This is a genomic window from Micromonospora sp. NPDC057141 (genome assembly GCF_042670805.1).
In the GTDB taxonomy this organism is placed as follows: Bacteria; Actinomycetota; Actinomycetes; order Mycobacteriales; family Micromonosporaceae; genus Micromonospora.
The window spans coordinates 22,209-40,479 of the sequence record NZ_JBHUVA010000012.1 but is presented as its reverse complement, the minus strand read 5'-3'; the positions used below and the strand labels follow the sequence as shown (position 1 = coordinate 40,479).

16 protein-coding genes and 2 pseudogenes are annotated in these 18,271 nt (G+C 74.6%); 7 read left to right on the top strand and 11 right to left on the bottom strand.

Going from position 1 to position 18,271, the window contains the following annotated elements:
- The first annotated feature begins 55 nt into the window (after window positions 1–55).
- Window positions 56–1,084 (top strand): glycosyltransferase family 2 protein, encoded by a 1,029-nt coding sequence (locus tag ACFT41_RS10265; RefSeq protein ID WP_377587875.1) that lies wholly within the window; start codon window positions 56–58, stop codon window positions 1,082–1,084.
- Window positions 1,081–3,360, top strand: a complete 2,280-nt coding sequence (locus ACFT41_RS10260; RefSeq protein ID WP_377587874.1) for a hypothetical protein — start codon at window positions 1,081–1,083, stop codon at window positions 3,358–3,360. Before ACFT41_RS10265 ends, ACFT41_RS10260 begins: the two co-directional genes overlap by 4 nt.
- Before the next feature lie 68 nt (window positions 3,361–3,428).
- Here ACFT41_RS10260 and ACFT41_RS10255 read toward each other — a convergent pair whose 3' ends face one another.
- Both ACFT41_RS10255 and ACFT41_RS10250 read right to left on the bottom strand, forming a co-directional pair.
- Entirely contained in the window at window positions 3,429–4,058 is a 630-nt protein-coding gene (locus ACFT41_RS10255) for a lipoprotein (RefSeq protein ID WP_377587873.1), read from the bottom strand.
- Between the two features lie 366 nt (window positions 4,059–4,424).
- Window positions 4,425–5,141 (bottom strand): class I SAM-dependent methyltransferase, encoded by a 717-nt coding sequence (locus ACFT41_RS10250; RefSeq protein ID WP_377587872.1) that lies wholly within the window; start codon window positions 5,139–5,141, stop codon window positions 4,425–4,427.
- A 400-nt stretch (window positions 5,142–5,541) separates the two neighbouring features.
- Here ACFT41_RS10250 and ACFT41_RS10245 point away from each other — a divergent pair.
- Window positions 5,542–5,644: pseudogene (locus ACFT41_RS10245) on the top strand (Scr1 family TA system antitoxin-like transcriptional regulator); the annotation flags it as partial.
- A gap of 69 nt (window positions 5,645–5,713) precedes the next feature.
- Complete coding sequence (locus ACFT41_RS10240; RefSeq protein ID WP_377587871.1) at window positions 5,714–5,932, top strand: hypothetical protein; 219 nt, start codon at window positions 5,714–5,716, stop codon at window positions 5,930–5,932.
- 95 nt (window positions 5,933–6,027) lie between these two features.
- Here ACFT41_RS10240 and fabF read toward each other — a convergent pair whose 3' ends face one another.
- The 5 genes and pseudogenes from fabF to ACFT41_RS10215 all read right to left on the bottom strand — a co-directional run.
- Window positions 6,028–7,254: a beta-ketoacyl-ACP synthase II gene (gene fabF, locus ACFT41_RS10235; RefSeq protein ID WP_377587870.1), complete on the bottom strand. Its 1,227-nt coding sequence runs from the start codon at window positions 7,252–7,254 to the stop codon at window positions 6,028–6,030.
- A 1-nt stretch (window position 7,255) separates the two neighbouring features.
- Window positions 7,256–7,495 carry an acyl carrier protein gene (locus ACFT41_RS10230; protein WP_007072348.1) on the bottom strand — a complete coding sequence of 80 codons (240 nt, stop codon included), beginning with the start codon at window positions 7,493–7,495 and terminating at the stop codon, window positions 7,256–7,258.
- 84 nt (window positions 7,496–7,579) lie between these two features.
- The gene (locus ACFT41_RS10225; protein ID WP_377587869.1) at window positions 7,580–8,524 is read right to left on the bottom strand and encodes a beta-ketoacyl-ACP synthase III; all 945 of its coding nucleotides are present in this window, start codon (window positions 8,522–8,524) and stop codon (window positions 7,580–7,582) included.
- Complete coding sequence (locus ACFT41_RS10220) at window positions 8,521–9,687, bottom strand: acyltransferase domain-containing protein (protein WP_377587868.1); 1,167 nt, start codon at window positions 9,685–9,687, stop codon at window positions 8,521–8,523. Before ACFT41_RS10220 ends, ACFT41_RS10225 begins: the two co-directional genes overlap by 4 nt.
- Before the next feature lie 101 nt (window positions 9,688–9,788).
- Window positions 9,789–11,039 (bottom strand): annotated as a pseudogene (locus tag ACFT41_RS10215) (PucR family transcriptional regulator); the annotation flags it as partial.
- Between the two features lie 178 nt (window positions 11,040–11,217).
- On the opposite strand from ACFT41_RS10215, the gene ACFT41_RS10210 reads away from it, so the two are divergent.
- Window positions 11,218–11,571, top strand: coding sequence for a hypothetical protein (locus ACFT41_RS10210; protein WP_377587867.1), 354 nt, complete (start codon window positions 11,218–11,220; stop codon window positions 11,569–11,571).
- 68 nt (window positions 11,572–11,639) lie between these two features.
- Here ACFT41_RS10210 and ACFT41_RS10205 read toward each other — a convergent pair whose 3' ends face one another.
- The gene (locus tag ACFT41_RS10205; RefSeq protein WP_377587866.1) at window positions 11,640–12,377 is read right to left on the bottom strand and encodes a hypothetical protein; all 738 of its coding nucleotides are present in this window, start codon (window positions 12,375–12,377) and stop codon (window positions 11,640–11,642) included.
- 227 nt (window positions 12,378–12,604) lie between these two features.
- On the opposite strand from ACFT41_RS10205, the gene ACFT41_RS10200 reads away from it, so the two are divergent.
- On the top strand, window positions 12,605–13,225 hold the full coding sequence (locus ACFT41_RS10200) for a copper resistance protein CopC (protein WP_377587865.1): 621 nt from the start codon (window positions 12,605–12,607) through the stop codon (window positions 13,223–13,225).
- A gap of 90 nt (window positions 13,226–13,315) precedes the next feature.
- On the opposite strand, the gene gltX is transcribed toward ACFT41_RS10200, so the two are convergent.
- From gltX to ACFT41_RS10185, 3 genes are read right to left on the bottom strand one after another with little or no spacing between them, the layout of a single operon-like run.
- Window positions 13,316–14,725 carry a glutamate--tRNA ligase gene (gltX, locus tag ACFT41_RS10195; RefSeq protein WP_377587864.1) on the bottom strand — a complete coding sequence of 470 codons (1,410 nt, stop codon included), beginning with the start codon at window positions 14,723–14,725 and terminating at the stop codon, window positions 13,316–13,318.
- Between the two features lie 59 nt (window positions 14,726–14,784).
- A complete protein-coding gene (locus ACFT41_RS10190; protein WP_377587863.1) occupies window positions 14,785–16,062 on the bottom strand; it encodes an MFS transporter in 1,278 nt (425 codons plus the stop codon).
- A gap of 4 nt (window positions 16,063–16,066) precedes the next feature.
- The gene (locus ACFT41_RS10185) at window positions 16,067–17,464 is read right to left on the bottom strand and encodes a GH1 family beta-glucosidase (RefSeq protein WP_377587862.1); all 1,398 of its coding nucleotides are present in this window, start codon (window positions 17,462–17,464) and stop codon (window positions 16,067–16,069) included.
- Between the two features lie 256 nt (window positions 17,465–17,720).
- Between ACFT41_RS10185 and ACFT41_RS10180 the strand changes: the two genes are divergently transcribed.
- The gene (locus ACFT41_RS10180) at window positions 17,721–18,167 is read left to right on the top strand and encodes an SRPBCC family protein (RefSeq protein WP_007072337.1); all 447 of its coding nucleotides are present in this window, start codon (window positions 17,721–17,723) and stop codon (window positions 18,165–18,167) included.
- The last annotated feature ends 104 nt before the right edge of the window (window positions 18,168–18,271 follow it).

Genomic DNA, 18,271 nt, shown 5'->3' with positions numbered 1-18,271 from the left:
CCGGCTGGTAGCGTTCGGCTGTCCCAGCGCCGCAGACGAGACGGAGGCCAGCCCCGTGACGCGACCGGAGCCGGCACTGTCCGTCGTGGTCCCGATGTTCAACGAGGAGAGCGTGCTGCCGCTGTTCGCCCGGCGGCTGCGGGCGGTCCTCGACGCCCTCGGCGAGCTGTACGAGGTGCTGGTGGTCGACGACGGCAGCACCGACGGCACCGCCGCCGGCCTGGCCGGGCTGCGCGCCCGCTGGCCGCAGCTGCGGGTGCTGCGGCTGCGCCGCAACAGCGGTCACCAGGCGGCCCTGGTCGCCGGGGTGCTGCGGGCCCGGGGCCGGTGGGTGGTCAGCCTCGACGCCGACCTCCAGGATCCACCCGAGACCGTCGCCGAGATGCTGCGCCGGGCCCGCGCCGACGGCCTCGACATCGTCTACGGGGTGCGCGCCGACCGCAGCCGCGACACCCGCTTCAAGCGGTGGACCGCCGCCGGCTACTACCGGCTGATGCGTCGGCTGGTCGGCAAGCAGGTGCCCGCCCAGGCCGGCGACTTCCGGCTGCTCAGCCGGGCGGCCGTGGAGGCCCTGCGCGAGCTGCCCGAACGCAGCCCCGTGCTGCGGCTGGTGGTGCCCTGGCTCGGCTTCCCCAGCGGGGAGGTCACCTACCAGCGCGAGGAGCGGGCCGCCGGCCGGACGAAGTACCCGCTGTCCCGGATGGCCGGGCTGGCCGCCGAGAGCGTCACCAGCTTCTCCGCCGCACCCCTGCGCGTGGCCACCTGGCTCGGGCTGGTCGGGGTGGCGGTGTGCGGGGTGCTGGTGGTCGTCGCCATCGCCGCCTGGCTGGGCGGCTCCACGGTCACCGGCTGGCCCTCGCTGTACGTGGCGATCCTCTTCCTCGGCGCGGTGCAGCTGCTCTGCCTCGGCCTGCTCGGCGAGTACGTGGCCCGGATCTACACGGCCGTGCAGGGCCGCCCGGCGTACTTCGTGGCCAGCGACACCGCCGAGCCCGGCGCGGCCGACGCCGACGGGCGGGGAGCGCCCGACGCCGACGGGCCGGCGGCCGGCGGCGCGGCCGAGCTGGCCGACAGCCTCCGGTGACCGCCGGCACCGTCACCGCCGCCGCCACCCGCGGCGAGGGGCGCGGGGGCCGTTCCGCCGCCCTGCGGTACGCCCCGGCCGTCGCCGGCTACGCTGTCGTCGCCGCCGCGCTGCTGGCCACCGGCACCCCCGCGCCCGACCTGGCCCGCTGGACCGGGTACGCCCTGCTGGCCGTCCTGCTCCCCGGCACGCTGGTGTTCCGCGCGCTGCGCCGTCGCCCGCACACCTTCGTCGAGGACCTGGCGTTCGGCGCGGCAGTCGGCCTGGTGCTGGAGCTGGCCGGGTGGGCGGCGTTCACCGCCGCCGGCCTGCCCCACCTGCTGTGGCTGTGGCCGCTGGCGGTGCTCGTGCCGTTCGCCGCCGTGCCCCGGCTGCGCCGGCACTGGCGGGCCACCGGCCACGTCCGGGTGCCGACCGGCTGGGCCTGGGCCCTCGCGGGCGTCGTCGCCGGCTTCACCCTCTATCTCTACGAGTCCTTCCTGCGGGTCAACCCGGTGCTGCCCACCGACGAGGGGCAGGCCCAATACATCGACCTCGCGTTCCAGCTCTCCCTCGCCGGGGCGGCCACCCACCAGGTGCCACTGGACGTGCCGCAGGTCGCCGGGGAGCCCCTGCACTACCACTGGTTCGGCTTCGCCCACTTCGCGGCGGGCAGCCTGGTCAGCGGCGTGGACCTGCCGACTGTCTTCTTCCGGCTGGGCGTGCCGACGCTCTGCACCCTCGCGGCCGTGCTGGCGGCGGTGGTCGGCTGGCGGGTCACCGGCCGGCCGTACGCGGGGGTGGCCGCCGCCGCGCTGATGTTCACCGTCGGCGAGTTCGGCTACGAGAACGGGATACGCCAGCTCTTCGGCACCCAGGCCACGTTCATCGTCTGGGGCAGCCCGTCGATGACGTACAGCTGGGTGTTGCTCCTGCCGCTGGTGGCGGCGCTCGGTGAGCTGGTCGGCCGGGCCCGGGGCTCGGCGGTGCCGGCGCTGGGGCGCGGCGCGTGGGTGCTCGCGGCGCTGTTCCTGGCCGCCTCGACCGGGGCGAAGGCCAGCTCGGTGCCGGTGGTGCTGGCCGCGCTGGCGTTCACCGCGGCGGTGTCGCTGGTGTTCCGCCGCACCCTGCCCCGGGCGGTGCTGGCGGCGGCCGGGCTGGCGCTGGCCGCGCAGCTGTTCGCCACCGCCGTGCTGTTCGCGTTCGAGAGCCACGGGGTGACCGTCGACCCGTTCTCGGGGCTGCGCCCGTACGTTCCGACGGACCGCCCGGCGGGGACGGCCGCGCTGCTGTGGGCGGCCGTGTTCGTCGCGTTCCTGCTGAACCTCCAGCTCCGGCTGGCCGGGGTGGTGGCGCTGCTGCGGCTGCGCCGGTGGCGGCTGGAGCCGGTGCAGGTGTTCCTGCTCGGCGGGGCGCTCGCCGGCCCGGCGGTCTACCTGCTGGTGGGGCATCCGGGCAGCAGCAACCAGTACTTCACCCGGGCCGGGTTCGCGTTCGGGGTGATCCTGTCGGCGTGGGGCTGGGCCGAGCTGGTCGACTCCGCCGCGCTGGGCGCGCGGGGTCGGGCGCTGCTCGGCGCGGGGGCGGCCGGGCTCGCCGTGCTGCTCACCGCGATCCAGTTGCGTCACCCGGCGGCGTCGCCGACGACCCCGTCGTACGCGCCGGTGCTGCCGCTGCTGACCTGGGCGGCGGCGCTGGCGGCGGTGGCGCTGCTGGTCGGGCTCTGCTGGCCGGCGCTGGTCGGGCGCTGGCCGGGGCTCGCCGGTCGGGGCGGCGTGGTGCTGCTCACCGCCGCCCTGGTCGCGGGCGCGCCGGGGCTGGTGCTGGATGCCGCCGCCGCGCACCGGTTCCCCAACGGCGGCGCGTACCCGGTGGAGCGGATGCCGGCCTCCCGGGTGGCGGCGGCCCGCTACGTGCACGAGCACAGCGAACCCGGCGACGTGGTGGCCACCAACGTGCACTGCCGGGCGGTGGTGAGCGGCTGGTGCGACGCCCGGTCGTTCTGGCTCAGCGCCTACACGGAGCGCTCGGTGCTGGTGGAGGGGTGGGCGTTCGCGCCCCGGATGGTCGGCCTGCCCGGCGGCCCGTACGCCCCGTTCTGGGACGCCGGGCGGCTGCGCGCCAACGACGCCGCGTTCACCGCCCCCACCGCCGAGGGCCTGGCCGACCTGCGCGACACGTACGGCGTGCGCTGGCTGGTCGTGGACCGCAAGGTCGCCCCGGAGTCCCCGGCGCTGGCCACCCTCGCCGACCTGCGCTACGTGACCGCCGGCATGGCCGTCTACCGCCTCCGCTGATGTGCAAGGAGGGGACCCCTGTCAACGCATTCTGTTGTACAGGGGCCCCTCCTAACAGGCGCGTCGGCTCAGCGGGTGACCTGGAACGTCCGCGTCGCCAGCTGGTACGCCGGGAACATGGCCTCGAACTCGTCGGTGTCCATTCCGCCGAGGGTCAGCAGCACCGGTCCGCCGGCCGGGATGTCCGCCACCAGCGCCCGCTGCCGGTTCGGGCCGCTGAGTTCGCTGCGTTGCAGGAACGTCGCCTCCACCAGGTCGAGCGGGTCGTGCCGCACCCGCCGGTACTCGATCTCGCTGACCCGGCCGTACTCGGCGAGGAACTCCTCCAGCGTGGCGCGCAGGTCCCCGGCGGCCCCGTCGACCGCCCAGACCCGCAGGAAACCCACGCTGCCGGCCGGCTTCGCGTCGACCTCGCAGCGCAGCCGGGCCCTGCCCAGCGTGATCGTGGCCTCCTCCGCCACCGCCTCGGGGGCCCACCCGGCCGGCAACGAGAACGTGACCGGCAGTTCGCAGGGGCTGCCCTTCCCGCCGACGGTGACGCCGGCCTCGGCCGGGCCCACCTCGTCGTACCAGGGCGGGCCCGACACCACCGGGGACGGGCCGGCACCCGCCGCCGCCCGCGTCCCGTCGTCGGCGCAGCCCGCCGCCGGCACCGTGCAGAGGACGGCCAGCAGGGCCACCCCGATCCGTCGTAACACCGTTTGCACTTCCCCTGTGGTCGTCCCGCGCCGCCCGGTCCACCCCGGACGGCCGATGGATGTTGACATCCTCTCCGCTGTCGAGGGCGGAGATTTCCTTCACGCTGCGTGTGGACTGCGCGGCGTCCGGGTGGGTTACCGCTTCGCCGCGCGCCGATGCGGCGACACTGCGGGGACATGCGGGTGGATGGGAAGGGCCGGTTCACCCGGGCGAAGGTGTGCCCGTACCGGGCGGCTTTGTACTTTAACATCGTGGTGAACGAGGGCCATGCGGTGTCGTGCTCGCGGGCCTGCTGACGCAGACGCAGCCCGTCGTTGAAAACCACACGGGGGGGCACGCACTCCGGGAGCGGGTGGGTGGCCCGGTCAGTCGTCGGCCCGGCGGTGGGCGCGCAGCATCAGCGACACCCCCGGCAGGGCCCGCACCGGCAGGTGCCGCTCGGCGGTGACGACGGCGCGCAGCCCCAGGTTGACCAGCGGGTTCAGCTCGTCCAGGTCGCTGCCGGTGGACCTGCGCCGCCGCCAGGCCGCAACCGGGCGCAGCAGCACGTTCCAGCTCCACAGCTCGTCGACCACCAGCCCGGCCTTCTCCACCACGGCGCGCAGCGACGCCCGGTCGTAGCGGCGGACGTGGCCGACCGCCACGTCGTGCGCCGACCACAGTGCCATGTCGGCCGGCACGGCGATCAGCGCGACGCCGCCGGGGCGCAGGGTGCGGCGGATCTCGGCGGCGGCCAGGTGGTCCTCGTCGAAGTGCTCCAGGATGTCGAACGCGGTGACCAGGCCCAGGCTCGCCGACGGCAGCGGCAGGCACCGGGCGTCGGCCCGGATCACGTCGAGCCCACGCTCCCGGGCCACCCCGGCGCCCTCCGCGCTGTATTCCAACGCCACCGGCTGCCAGCCGTGCGCCCGCAGCACCCGGGTGTTGCCGCCGCCGGCCGCGCCGACGTCGAGCGCCCGCCCGGGGGCGTGACCGGCGGCGGCCAGCCGGCGCAGCGCCCGGGCCAGCAGGACCCGCCGCTCCCGGTACCACCAGTGGGTGTCCTCCAGGGCGGCGAGCTTGCGGATCTCGGTCGCTTCCACGGCGTGCTCCTAGCGATCTCGACGGTCCTCACCATAGACGAGGAGTCCCGACGCCAGGAGGCAACGCCTGAGCGGCAAGTCCCCGCCCCTCGCCCTCCCCGGTGCGTCGATCTTGCACTTTGGACCCTTCCGCTGGGCGTTTCACCCCATTGCTGGGGCCGGAACTGCAAGATCAGCGCGGGCTGGGGTGGGTGGCGGGGCGGTGGGTCCAGTGTAGGAAGCGGCGGAACAGGTCGCTGGGCGGTGGCGGGTTCTCCGGGTGCAGCGCCCGTAGGTCGTCGGCGTCGAACGTCCGCCAGGACAGGAACAGGTCGATGCGGTCACCGGCGTAGGCGGCCCGCAGGTCGTCGCGGGCCTGCGGGCAGGGCCACGGGGCCAGGCACGTCCGGCACAGCCACAGTGGGCGGAGGTGGAGCGGGGAGGCCAGCTCGCTGCGCTGCTTCCAGGCGACGATCGTGCCGGGGCTGCTCCAGACCGAGGCGTACGCCCGCACCGCCCTCGCCAGAGCGCAACGCCTGCGCCGCAGCCGAAATCGGATGCGCGGTGGGGGCGGGGATGGGAGGGTGCCGGGCGTGGCAGAGGCGCAGGGATTCGCGTACGCCGAACGGGCGGACGGGTCGGTGGTGATCACGCACCATGGGCGGGTCGCCGGGACGTTGCGGGGCGGACGGGCGGCGCAGTTCCTCGCCGAGGTCGACGACGACCCGCAACCGGTGATGGCCAGGTGGACCGGCAACTACCGTCGGGGCAACGAACGTCAGGCGCGCCAGCACCCCCGCAACCGCCCCTAGAACTCCCGAGCGCGCCCGGGGTGCAGCCGAGGCACGGCGTTAAGAAGGGCCCCCTGCTATGCAGAAAGCGTCAACAGGGGGCCCTTCCTTGCACTTCAGGGGCGGGTGAAGACCAGGGCCACGTTGTGGCCGCCGAAGCCGAACGCGTTGTTCAGCGCGGCGGGGACCTCCAGGTGCCGCGCCTTGTGCGCGGCCACGTCCATGTCCAGCCCCGGGTCCGGGTCGTCCAGGTTGATCGTCGGTGGGACCACACCGTCGCGGATCGCCAGGATGGTGGCGATGGACTCCAGCGCGCCGGCCGCGCCGAGCAGGTGCCCGGTCATCGACTTGGTGGCGGTGATCACCGGGTGGTCGCCGAGCGCGGCGCGCAGCGCGCCGATCTCCAGCATGTCGCCGACCGGCGTCGAGGTGGCGTGCGCGTTGACGTGCACGATGTCCTCACGGGCGATGTCGGCGTCCGCGATGGCCTTCTTGATGGCCCGGATCGCGCCCTCGCCCTCCGCGTGCGGCTGCACGATGTCGTACGCGTCGGAGGTGATCCCCGCGCCGGCCAGCCGCGCGTACACCCGGGCGCCCCGGGCGGCGGCGTGCTCGGCGCGTTCCAGCACCAGCACGCCCGCGCCCTCGCCGAGGACGAAGCCGTCGCGGCCGGTGTCCCACGGGCGGGAGGCCCGCTCGGGCTCGTCGTTGCGGGTGGACATGGCCCGCATGGAGGCGAACCCGGCGATCGGCAGCGGGTGGATGACCGCCTCGGTGCCGCCGGCCACCACCACGTCGGCCCGGCCGGAGCGGATGATGTCCAGCCCGAGGGCGATGGCCTCCGCGCCGGTGGCGCAGGCGCTGGCGACCGTGTGCACGCCGGCCTTCGCGCCCAGCTCCAGCCCCACCCAGGCGGCGGGGCCGTTCGGCATCAGCATCGGGATGGTGTGCGGGGACACCCGGCGGGCGCCGGACGTCTCCAGGATGTCGTCCTGGGCGAGCAGGGTGGTGGCCCCGCCGATGCCGGAGCCGACGCTGACGGCCAGCCGCTCCGGGTCCACCCCGGAGTCGGCGAGGCCCGCGTCCGCCCACGCCTGCCAGGCCGCGATGATCGCGATGGCCTCGGAGCGGTCGAGCCGGCGCAGCTTGACCCGGTCCAGCACCTCGGACGGGTCGACGGCGAGCTGCGCGGCGATGCGGACCGGCAGCTGCGCCGCCCACTCCTGGGTGAGCGGACCCACCCCGGAGCGGCCGGCGAGCATGGCGTCCCAGGTCGACGCGACGTCCCCGCCCAGCGGGGTGGTCGCGCCGATCCCGGTGACGACGACGTCGGGACGACTCATGTCAGGACTGCGCCTCGATGTAGCTGACGGCGTCGCCCACGGTCTTCAGGTTCTGGACCTCGTTGTCGGGGATCTTGACGCCGAACTTCTCCTCGGCGGCGACCACGACCTCCACCATCGAGAGCGAGTCGACGTCGAGGTCGTCGGTGAAGGACTTGCCCTCGGCCACGTCGTCCGGGTTCACCCCGGCAACCTCTTCGAGGATCTCGGCGAGGCCGGCGGTGATCTCGTCACGGGTCATGGTTGGTGCGTTCCTCTCATAAGGTGGGACTCGCCGCGCGGCGCGTGCCGCCGGCGGGCGAACGGCCCCGGTGGGGGCCGGACATCAGGGGCAGCGGACGACCTGACCGGCGTAGGTCAGGCCACCGCCGAAGCCGAAGAGCAGCACCGGGGCGCCCGAGGGCACCTCCCGCCGCTCGATGAGCTTGGACAGGGCCAGCGGCACGCTCGCCGCCGAGGTGTTGCCGGACTCGACGATGTCCTTCGCGATGATCGCGTCGGGGATGCCGAGCCGCTTGGCGATGCCGTCGATGATCCGGCCGTTGGCCTGGTGCGGCACGAACGCGGCCAGCTCGGACGGCGCGACCCCGGCCCGCTCGCAGGCCTGCAGGGCCAGCGGGGCCAGTGCCGTGGTGGCCCAGCGGAAGACCGTCTGGCCCTCCTGCTTGACGTACGGCCGCCAGCCCTCGATGCGTACGGCGTCGCTCTTGTCCGGCACCGAGCCCCAGACCACCGGGCCGACCCCGGCCGGCTCGCCCTCGGCCGTGGCGGTGACCACCGCGGCGCCGGCGCCGTCGCCGAAGATGATGCAGGTGGAGCGGTCGGTCCAGTCGGTGAAGTCGGAGAGCTTCTCCGCGCCGATGACGATCGCGTTGCGCGACGCCCCGGCCCGGATCGCGTGGTCCACGGTCCCCAGGGCGTATGCGAAGCCCGAGCACGCGGTGTTGATGTCGTACGCGCCGGGCGCCGTGATGCCGAGCTTGGCGGCGACGCGGCAGGCGACGTTCGGGCTGCGGTCGATCGAGGTGCAGGTGGCGACCACGACGAGATCGATGTCGGCGGCGGTGAGGCCGGAGTTGGCCAGCGCCTTGCCGGCGGCGGCCGCCGCCATGTCGGACACGGTCTCGTCGCCGGCGATGCGGCGGCTGGCGATGCCGACGCGGTCCCTGATCCACTCGTCGTTGGTCTCGACGAACTGGGCGATGTCGTCGTTGGTGACGATCCGGGAGGGCTGGTAGTGCCCCAGCGAGAGAATTCGGCTACCTGTCATGAGTGACCCCCGATCCGGGCGAGCGGCTGACCCGGCGCGACCGGGGCGTCGTGGTGGGCGAGCCACTCGGTGAGTGGGCCGCCGTCGTGTGCGGTCACCTCGACCGGGCCGCGCCCGGTGACGACGTGGCCGATGACCTGACCGACCTTCAGTGACTGGCCCTCGGCCAGCCCCTCGGCCGGCTGGAAGGCGCCCGGTGCGGGGGCCGTCACGACCCGGAACCGGGTGGCCGGCGCGGGGCGGGTGGCCGACCCGTGCCGGGCGATCAGGGCGCGGGCGGCGGGCAGGTCGTCCGGCGTCTTCAGGGTGACGATCTCGGGCAGCGAGTCGCTGAGCTCCCGCTTGATCAGGCCGGCCAGGGTGCCGGCCGGCGGCAGCTCGACCACGCCGGTGACGCCGAGGTCGGCCAGGGTACGCATGCACAGGTCCCACCGCACCGGCGAGGTGACCTGGCGGACCAGCCGTTGCACCAGCTCCCGGCCGTGCTCGACGGCCGTGCCGTCGAGGTTGGACAGCAGGATGCGGGCCGGGCGGGCCGGGGTGATCCCGGCGGCCACCCCGGCCAGGGCGGCTTCGGCGGGGGCCATGTATGGAGTGTGGAACGCGCCGGCCACCTTCAGCCGGACGACCCGGGCCTTCGTGGGCGGCTCGGCGACGAGCGCGTCCAGGCCGGTGCCCGATCCGGCGGCGACGATCTGGCCGGCGCCGTTGCGGTTGGCCGCGTGCAGCCCGTGCTTGTCGAGGGCCGCGAGCACCTCGTCGGTGTCGCCGCCCAGCACGGCGGCCATGCCGGTCGGCTCGATCGCGCAGGCGGCGGCCATCTCCCGGCCGCGCACCCCGGCGAGGGTGATCGCGGTCTCGGCCGGCAGGACCCCGGCCAGCGCTGCCGCGCCCAGCTCGCCGACGCTGTGCCCGGCGGTGAGGGTGACGTCGTGCATCGGCAGGTGCTCGGCGGCGAGCAGGGCCGCGGCGACCAGCAGCGGCTGGGTCCGGGCGGTGTCCTGGATCTCCTCGGCGCCGGCCGTGGTGCCCAGGTGGACCAGGTCGACGCCGGCCAGCGCCGACCACCACCGCAGCCGTGCCTCGGCGCCGGTCAGGTCGAGCCACGGTGTCAGGAAGCCGGGTTTCTGGGAACCCTGTCCCGGTGAGAGTACGGCGAGCACGCCTATGACTCTTCCGGATACTCGCCAGTCACGGTGTTACCGGCCGCAACCAAACCGCACTAGAACCTTTGGAGGAACCCTACAGAAATAGGTGACCGTGATCATCTCTTTGAGGAGGTTTGTCTGTTTGTTGCCGTTATTGGCTGAGGTGTCACGACGGGCACCACCGGATCAAGCCGCCCGACGGTCAGCGCCACCTGGAGCGCGAACGCGTCCCGGGGGGTCAGCGGCGACAGGCCGGTCACGTCGGCGACCCGCCGCAGCCGGTAGCGCACCGTGTTGGGGTGCACGAACAGGGCCCGGGCCGCGCTCTCCAGCGTGCCACCGGCCGCGAAGAAGGCGTCCAGGGTCTCCAGCAGCTCGCCGCCCGCCCGGGCCAGCGTCGCGTACACGTCGTGGCGCAGCCGGCGACGCGCCTCGGCGTCCCCGGCGAGGGCCCGCTCGGGCAGCAGGTCACCGGCCGGCACCGGGCGCGGCGCGGTCGGCCAGGCGGGGGCCGCGCGGAACCCGGCCAGCGCGGCGCGGGCCGAGTCGGTCGCCTCGTCGAGGCTCGGCACCGCCGGCCCGACCACCACCGGCCCCTCCCCGAACGCGGGCAGCAGCTTCCCCGTCGCCGTCATCGGGTCGGCCGCGCCGCCGAGCACGATCACCAGCCGGTCGCCGTGCACCCCGCCGATCACCTCGACGCCGACGCGCCGGGCCAGCCGGTGGACGGTGTGCAGCACGGCGGCCACCTCGCCGCCGGGGGACCGGCCCACCACCACCGCCACCGGCGGCGCGTCCGACCAGCCCAGCGCCGCGCCCCGGCTGGCCAGCACGTCCGGGGAGTCCCCGCGCAGCAGCGCGTCGACCAGCAGGGCCTGCAACCGGGCGTCCCAGGAGCCGCGCGACTCGGCGGCCCGCGCGTAGACCCGGGCGGCGGCGAAGGCGATCTCCCGGGAGAAGCGCAGCACCGCCTCCCTCAGCTGCTGCTCCTCGCCCTCGGCGGCGAGGGTGCCCACCTGCTCCTCGACCACGTCGATGGTCACCTTGATCAACGCCACGGTCTGCTGGAGGCTGATCGAGCGGGCCAGGGCCAGCGGGGCGGTGGCGAAGACCTCGTCGGAGACCTCTTGGGTGCTGTCCGCCGTGCCTCCGCCCTCGCGCAGCCACTGCACCAGCGACCGGGCGCCGGCCTGGGCCACCAGCATCACCCAGGACCGCTGGTCGGCCGGCAGCGTCCGGAACCAGGGCAGCGTCTCGTCCATCCGGGCCACGCTGGCGGTGGCCAGCGCCCCCGCCGCCCGCTCGATGCGGCGCAGCGTGGCCGACAGCTCGATCCCGCCCGGCTCGCTCACCCCACCAGCCTTGCAGAAAGGAGGGGCCCCCTGTTAACGCCCCCGGTAGAGAAGGGGACCCCTCTCACCCCGCGCCGTCCCGCCCCTGAGGTGGGGTACGCGCCGCACGGCGTGTCCGCCCACCCCAGTACGGTGACAGGGCACGTGGGCCAGGGACCGGCCGGCGGGCGAGGAAGAGCGTGAGGAGACCGGGATGGCGCACGGGGAGGCCGAGCCGGGCTGCGCCCAGGGGGAGTCCTGCCGGCCGGGTCACCACGATCCCGCGGCGGCGAAGCATGCCCGCCGGCTCACCGGGGCGGCCCATCCCGCCGAGCCCACCTGTGGCCGGGCCGCGGAGCCGACCTGCGGCCGGGGCGGATCGCCGGCCGACGAGGACGCCCAGGTGCCCCGCCAGCGCGCCGCCGAGCCGCCCGCCGACGAGGAGCCGGGCCGTGTCGCGGCCTGCCGCAGCGACCAGCCCGGCTGGGCCGGCGCGCACCGGCACGGCCCGGTCCGCCCCCGGCACCGGGCCGTCCGTCGGGAGCGCCCGCCGCGCCGCTGGTGCTGAGACAGACCCTCTGGGGCTGAGACCGCGCCGGCCCCGCGCCGACCGGCACGGGACCGGGGCCGCGCCCGTCAGCGGGTACGGCGGCGGATCAGCAGCGCGATCCCGGCCAGCCCGAGGGTGATCACCAGCATCACCCCGACGTTGAGCAGCAGCAGTCGCTGCAACTCGTCGAGCGCCTCGTCGATGTCGCCGGCCGGGTTCAGCGACTCGTCGGGCAGCACCCGCTCGCCGCCCCCGACGCCGCCGCTGACCGTGTCGAGCTGCCGTTCCAGCGGCACCCCGACCGTCCGCAGCGTCTCGGACATGCTGAGTCGGCCGAGGAACCAGCCGGCCTTCTCCTTGCGGGCCGGGTCCGGCTGCTTCGCCGGCCGGTAGACCCGGGGGCCGCCCTTGGCCAGCGGGTAGAGGTCGTACGTCTGGGTGGCGATCTCCCCGACCAGCACCACCACCGTGTACTTCGGACCCAGGTCGGCGGGCTTCGGCCCGCTGGCCGCCCCGGTGCGGCCCAGCCAGCTCACCTGGTCGACGACCGCGACCACCTCGACGGGGTGGGCGGTGGCCCGCAGCCGCAGCGGCTCGGTCAGCCCCTCGCCGGTGATGTCCACACCGGCCGGGAGGGTCTGCTTCGGCACTCTGCCGGCCAGCGCCGCGCTGGCGGCGGCGGCCGCGTCGGCCAGCGCCGCGCCCGTCGTCGCCGCGCCCGTCGCCGGGGCCGCCCGGACCGGCCCCGCCAGCGTCGTCGCCAGCGCCGTGGCCAGCAGCGCTCCCGCCGCCACCCTGCACAATCGCCGTACCTGTCGGACCATCGCCGCCTCCTCGCCCCGTTCGATTTGGATGGCTTCGCTGCAGGTCACGTTTTGGCCGGTCGATGGCGGTGACCATGCCCGCAGGGCGGGGCGCCCACCTGAAAGACTGCGCAGAACGTCGATCGGTTGCAGCTGTTGGATCGGGAATTGGAACTATCTGCGATCTCAGCTCGACTAATCAGTCAGCCGTAGATCAGCGGGCGGATAGTACCTTTACGGAGGTGTTCATGGGGGGCAAGTTCCCACGCGCGGCGCGTACCTTGGTGGCCGTTCTCGGCGTGGCGCTCGGTGTGTCGCTCGTGCTCCCGGCGTCGCCGGCCGCCGCGCACAATTCGCTGAGCGGCAGCAACCCGGCGAATGGCGCGCGGATCGCCACCGCGCCCGAGCGGATTGAGCTCCGCTTCCTGGCGAAGCCGAACCCGGGTACGACGAAGATCACAGTCACCGGGCCGGACAACGTGGCCGCCCTCGGCGGGGAGCCGACCTTCTCCGGCTCGCGGGTGCGGATCCCGTTCGCGCCCGGGGCGGCCGGCCTCTACATCGTCGGGTATCAGCTCGCGTCCGCCGACGGTCACCCGATCAAGGGCGAGGTGCGGTTCACCCTCACCACCGGCACCCCGGCGGAGCCCCCGTCGCCGTCGGCCACCGCGCCGGAGTCCGTGCCGCCGTCGGCCGCGCCGTCGTCGGCCGGCGCGGCCACGGACAGCCCCGGCAGCGCCGCACCGGTCGCCAGCGAGTCGAGCGACCAAGGCCCGCCCGGCTGGCTCTGGGCGCTGGGCGGTGGCGTGCTGCTGCTCGCCGCCGCTGCCGTCGGGTTCGTCGTGCGCCGCCGCCGCGCCGGCACCTGACCGGTCCCGACCCGAGACGCGCGGGGGCTCACCGGTCACCGGCGGCCCCCGCGGTCGCGTACCCGATCAAGGCGGGCGTCGCGTGCCCGATCAGGGCAGGCGCAGGCGGGCGGCGCGCAACCGGGCGAGGGTGCGCTCGCGCCCCAGGACCTCCAGCGACTCGAACAGCGGCAGGCCGACGGTGCGGCCGGTGACCGCCACCCGGACCGGCGCCTGGGCCTTGCCGAGCTTGAGGCCGCGCTCCGCGCCGACCGCCTCCAGCGTGGCCTTCAGCGAGTCCGCGTCCCACGACGCGAGCCCCTCGTACGCCGCGACCGCCGCGTCGAGCAGCTCGGCCGCGCCCTCCTTCATCGCCTTCGCCCACGCGGCCTCCTCGATGCTCGGCGAGGCCAGGAAGAGGAAGTCGACGTTCGGCACGATCTCGCTGAGCACCGCGATGCGGGTCTGGGCCAGCGGGGCCACGGCGGCGAACGCGGCGGCGTCGAACTCCTCCGGCTGCCACGGCGGCGGCGCGATGGTGCCGGTGCCGGTCAGCCACGGCCGGCAGGCGGCCACGAACTCGTCGACCGGCAGCGCCCGGATGTATTCGCCGTTGAACGCGCGCAGCTTCTTCTCGTCGAAGAACGCGGGGGAGGGATTGACCTCCTCCAGCCGGAACTCGTCCTCGATCACCGACCAGGGCACGATCTCCCGGTCGCCCGACGGTGCCCAGCCCAGCAGCATGAGGTAGTTGCGCATCGCGGCGGCGAGGTAACCCTCGTCCCGGTACGCCTCCAGGGCTACCTTGTCGCGCCGCTTGGACAGCTTCTGCCGCTTCTCGTTGACCACCACGGGCACGTGCGCCCAGATCGGCGGCTTGACGCCCAGCGCGTCCCAGAGCAGCTGCTGCTTCGGCGTGTTGGGCAGGTGCTCCTCGGCCCGGATCACGTGGGTGATCCCCATGGTCATGTCGTCGACCACGTTGGCCAGCAGGAACACCGGCGACCCGTCGCCCCGGGCGATCACGAAGTCCTCGATCAGCCTGTTCTCGAACGTCGGCTCGCCCCGGATCAGGTCGACCACCACCGTCTCGCCGGTGTCCGGCGTGCGGAAGCGCAGCGCCCGCCCCTCGCCCGCCGCCAGGCCCCGGTCACGGCAGAAGCCGTCGTAGCCCTGGTACTGCGAGCCGGTGCGCGCCTGCACGGCGTCGCGGGTGCAGTCGCAGTAGTACGCCCGGCCGCCCTCGTGCAGCCGCTGCGCTGCGGCCCGGTGCTCGGCGGCGTACGACGACTGGAAGTGGGGGCCCTCGTAGCTGCCCCGGGCGATGCCGATCCAGTCCAGCGCCGACAGGATGCCCTCGGTCCACTCCGGCCTGTTGCGGGCCGCGTCGGTGTCCTCGACGCGGAGCACGAACACCCCGCCCTGCTGCCTGGCGAAGATCCAGTTTTGCAGGGCCGAGCGGGCGCCGCCGACGTGGAACATTCCGGTCGGGGAGGGGGCGAAGCGTACACGTACCGTCACGTCCCCCAGCCTACGGCCGCCGGCCAGCGGTCAAAGGAGGGGCCCCTTGATCTCCACCGTCACGCCACGCCACGGATCTTGACCACCAGCGCGCTGCCGACGACGGTGACCACCGCGGTGGCCGCGTACAGGGTCGGGTAGCCGCCCAGGTGCACCACGATCGGGGCGGACAGCGCCGGGCCGAGCACCTGCGGCGCGGAGTTCGCGATGTTGATCACCCCGAGGTCCTTGGCCCGGTTCGTGGCCGCCGGGAGAACCTCGGTGATCAGCGCCGCGTCCACCGACAGGTAGACGCCGTAGCCCGCGCCGAGCAGCACCGCCGCGACCATCGCCATCGGCCAGACCGGCGCGGCGGCCAGCAGCAGCGCGGCCACGGCCATCACCAGCCCGGAGGTGATCACGAAGACCTTCCGCCGGCCGGAGCGGTCGGAGAGCCGGCCGGAGACCACGGCGGTGAGGATCATCCCGAGCGTGTAGAGCAGGATCAGCACCAGCAGCCCGCCCTCGGGGTCGGGGTAGCGCACCCCGTCGGCGAGGAAGTACAGCAGGTACAGGGTGCCCAGCGCGTTGCCGAGCTGCACCAGGAACCGGGTGAGCCAGGCCCAGGCGAAGTCCGGGTGCCGGCGCGGGCTGATCCACATCGAGGCGAGCAGCGCGCGCGCCCGCAGCGGCGGCCGGTGCTCGCGGGGCAGCGGGTCGTCGCCGGTGAGCAGCGCGAACGGCAGCGCCAGCAGCAGCACGGCCAGCGCGATCGTGGCGTACCCGGCGGCGTTGCCGGTCACCACGGCGGTCACCAGCACCGCGCCGAGCACCAGGCCGAGCGACTGCGGGATGCCCACCCAGCCGGAGACGCCGCCGCGCTGGAGCACCGGCACCCGGTCGGGGATGCCGGCGGTGAGGCTGGCCAGCATCGCGTTGAAGCAGACCTGGGCGGCCACCCAGCCGACCGCCACCCCGGCGATGGTGTCCTGCCGGGCGAGCAGCACCAGGGCGAGCGCGCCGAGCACCGCGCCGCCAGCCGTCCAGACGTGCCGGCGGCCCAGCTCCCGGCCGCCCAGCCGCAGGCAGGTGCGGTCCGACAGCGCCCCGGCGAGCGGGTTGGCCAGCACCGCGGCGAGCGCGCCGAGGCCGGTGACCACGGCGAACATGGCCTCCTTGTCGCCGGGGGCGATCCGTTCGATCTGCTGGGGCAGCAGCACCTGGATCGGGGTGAAGAAGGCCATCCAGACCCCGAGGTTCGCCGCGAAGATCAGCGCGATCCAGCTCCGCCGGACCGGGACGGTCGGCTCGGCGAGCGCGGCGGGCAGCGACGCCGGCGTCGGGTCGACGGTGGTCACGGCGCTACTCCGCGTCGGCGTCGGATGTGACGCGGCGGGCGGACGCGGTGCCGGGCGTCGCCGCGACCGCGCCGGGCCGGAGCACGGCGTCGCGCAACCAGGCGTACGACGACTTGGGCGTGCGCGCCCCCGTGCCGAAGTCGACGTGCACGAGGCCGAAGCGCTTGGTGAAGCCCTCCGCCCACTCCCAGTTGTCCAGCAGCGACCAGACGAAGTAGCCGGTGACGTCCACGCCGTCGTCGATCGCGGCCCGCAGGGCGCGCAGGTGGGCGTCGAGGTAGGCGATCCGGTCCGGGTCGTGGACCCGGCCTTCGGCATCGGGTACGTCGTCGTACGCGCAGCCGTTCTCGGTGACCTGGATCGGGGGCAGCCGGTCGCCGTACCGGTCGCGCAGGCCGGTGAGCAGTTCGCGCAGCCCGTCGGGGGCGACCGGCCAGCCGAACGCCGTGCGCGGGTACTCGGCGAGTTCCACCAGCTCGAACGGCAGCGGCGAGTCGGCCTCGGGCGCGCGTACCCCGGTGGGGTTGTAGTAGTTGACGCCGAGCACGTCGATCGGCGCGGCGATGACCGCGAGGTCGTCGCCGCGGACGAGCCCCGGGTCGAGGTCGAGCAGGTCGGGGTAGCCGAGGCCGAGCAGCGGGTCGGTGAAGAGCCGGTTGTGCAGCGCGTCGTACGCGGAGGCGGCGGCCCGGTCGGCGTCGGTGCCGCCGGCCGGCCGCACCGGCGAGTAGTTGTTGGCGATGGCGATCGGGCCGCTGGTGCGGGCGCGCAGCGCGGCGACGGCCAGCCCGTGCCCGAGGAGCTGGTGGTGGGCCGCCGGGAACGCGTCGAACAGCAGTGTGGAGCCGGGGGCGTGCTCGCCGGTGCCGTAGCCGAGGCTCATGTGGATGAACGGCTCGTTGAGGGTGATCCACAGCTGCACCCGGTCGCCGAGGCGGGCGGCGACCAGGTCGGCGTACTCGGCGAACCGGGCGGCGGTGTCGCGGTGCAGCCAGCCGCCGGCGTCCTGGAGGGGCTGCGGCAGGTCCCAGTGGTAGAGGGTGGCGACCGGGTCGATCCCGGCGGCGGCCAGGTCGTCGACGAGCCGGTCGTAGAAGTCCAGGCCGTCGGCGTTGGCCGGCCCGGTGCCGCCGGGTTGGACGCGGGGCCAGGCCACCGAGAACCGGTACGCCGACACGCCGAGCCCGGCCATCAGCGCGACGTCCTCGGCGTGCCGGTGCCAGTGGTCGCAGGCGACGTCGCCGGTGCTGCCGTCGGCGATCAGCCCGGGGGTGTGCGCGAACGTGTCCCAGATGGAGGGCCCCCGGCCGGCGGCGGTCGCCCCGCCCTCGATCTGGTACGCGGAGGTGGAGACTCCCCAGCGGAATCCGGCCGGGAACTCGGGCAGCGGCTCGGTGGTCATGCGCACTCCAGGCGAACAGGGGCCGGCGGCGTCCGCGGGCGCGGGACGCGCGACGTCCCACGGCCGCCGGCCGGCCGGCCGGAGAACGTGAAACGTGTTCGGACTCTAGGCCGCGGACGGGGTTTGCGCCATAGTCCGGCGGTGATCGGGGCGCAAGGGTTTTCGGCGTGTCTTTTCCGAAGTCGTCCGCTTAAGTCCGATTTAGCGCATAGAGTGCCGAATATCGCGGATGTCCTCAGTGGGGGAAAGAACGAAAATGATCCTCGTCGAACGTAGTGCGCACGTGATGGCGCCGGTGGAAGCGGTCTGGGAAGTCGTGCAGCGGGCCGAGCAGTTGCCGGCCTGGCTGGCGGGAGTTCGTGCGGCGGAGGTCCTCTCGGGGGAGGGCTTCGGCCGGCGACAACTGGTCCAGGCCGGGCGCGGGTCGGCGCACGAGGCCGAGGTGATCGCCTACCAGGAGCCGACCCTGATCGGCTGGCGGGAACGCGCCAAGGGCGCCGGTGCCCGGGCCGAGGCCCGCACCGAGATCTACGTCCAGCTCACCGCGGACGAGGAGGAGGGCGGGACCATCGTGCGGCTCATCGTCGTACGCTGGCCCGCCGGCCCGGTCAAGGCCGCCCTCCTCCGGCTCGGGCTGCGGCGGGTCGGCGCCGACCTGGAGGACTCGCTGGCCCGGCTGACCGACCTGGCCGCCGTCGGCTGAGCGGGGCACGTCTCACGGCGCCATCCGCGACGGCGGTGGCCGGCGCGTCCCGCCCAGGGGCGTGGCGGACCACCGCCGTCACATCGTGCCGGTGCCGGTGCCGG

What these genes read in the sequence shown, in the direction of transcription:
- fabF (WP_377587870.1), bottom strand. Translation starts at nt 7,254, where the DNA reads ATGAGTCGTCCCGACGTCGTCGTCACCGGGATCGGCGCGACCACCCCG.
- ACFT41_RS10230 (WP_007072348.1), bottom strand. Translation starts at nt 7,495, where the DNA reads ATGACCCGTGACGAGATCACCGCCGGCCTCGCCGAGATCCTCGAAGAG.
- ACFT41_RS10225 (WP_377587869.1), bottom strand. Translation starts at nt 8,524, where the DNA reads ATGACAGGTAGCCGAATTCTCTCGCTGGGGCACTACCAGCCCTCCCGG.
- ACFT41_RS10210 (WP_377587867.1), top strand. Translation starts at nt 11,218, where the DNA reads ATGGCGCACGGGGAGGCCGAGCCGGGCTGCGCCCAGGGGGAGTCCTGC.
- ACFT41_RS10205 (WP_377587866.1), bottom strand. Translation starts at nt 12,377, where the DNA reads ATGGTCCGACAGGTACGGCGATTGTGCAGGGTGGCGGCGGGAGCGCTG.
- ACFT41_RS10200 (WP_377587865.1), top strand. Translation starts at nt 12,605, where the DNA reads ATGGGGGGCAAGTTCCCACGCGCGGCGCGTACCTTGGTGGCCGTTCTC.
- ACFT41_RS10185 (WP_377587862.1), bottom strand. Translation starts at nt 17,464, where the DNA reads ATGACCACCGAGCCGCTGCCCGAGTTCCCGGCCGGATTCCGCTGGGGA.
- ACFT41_RS10180 (WP_007072337.1), top strand. Translation starts at nt 17,721, where the DNA reads ATGATCCTCGTCGAACGTAGTGCGCACGTGATGGCGCCGGTGGAAGCG.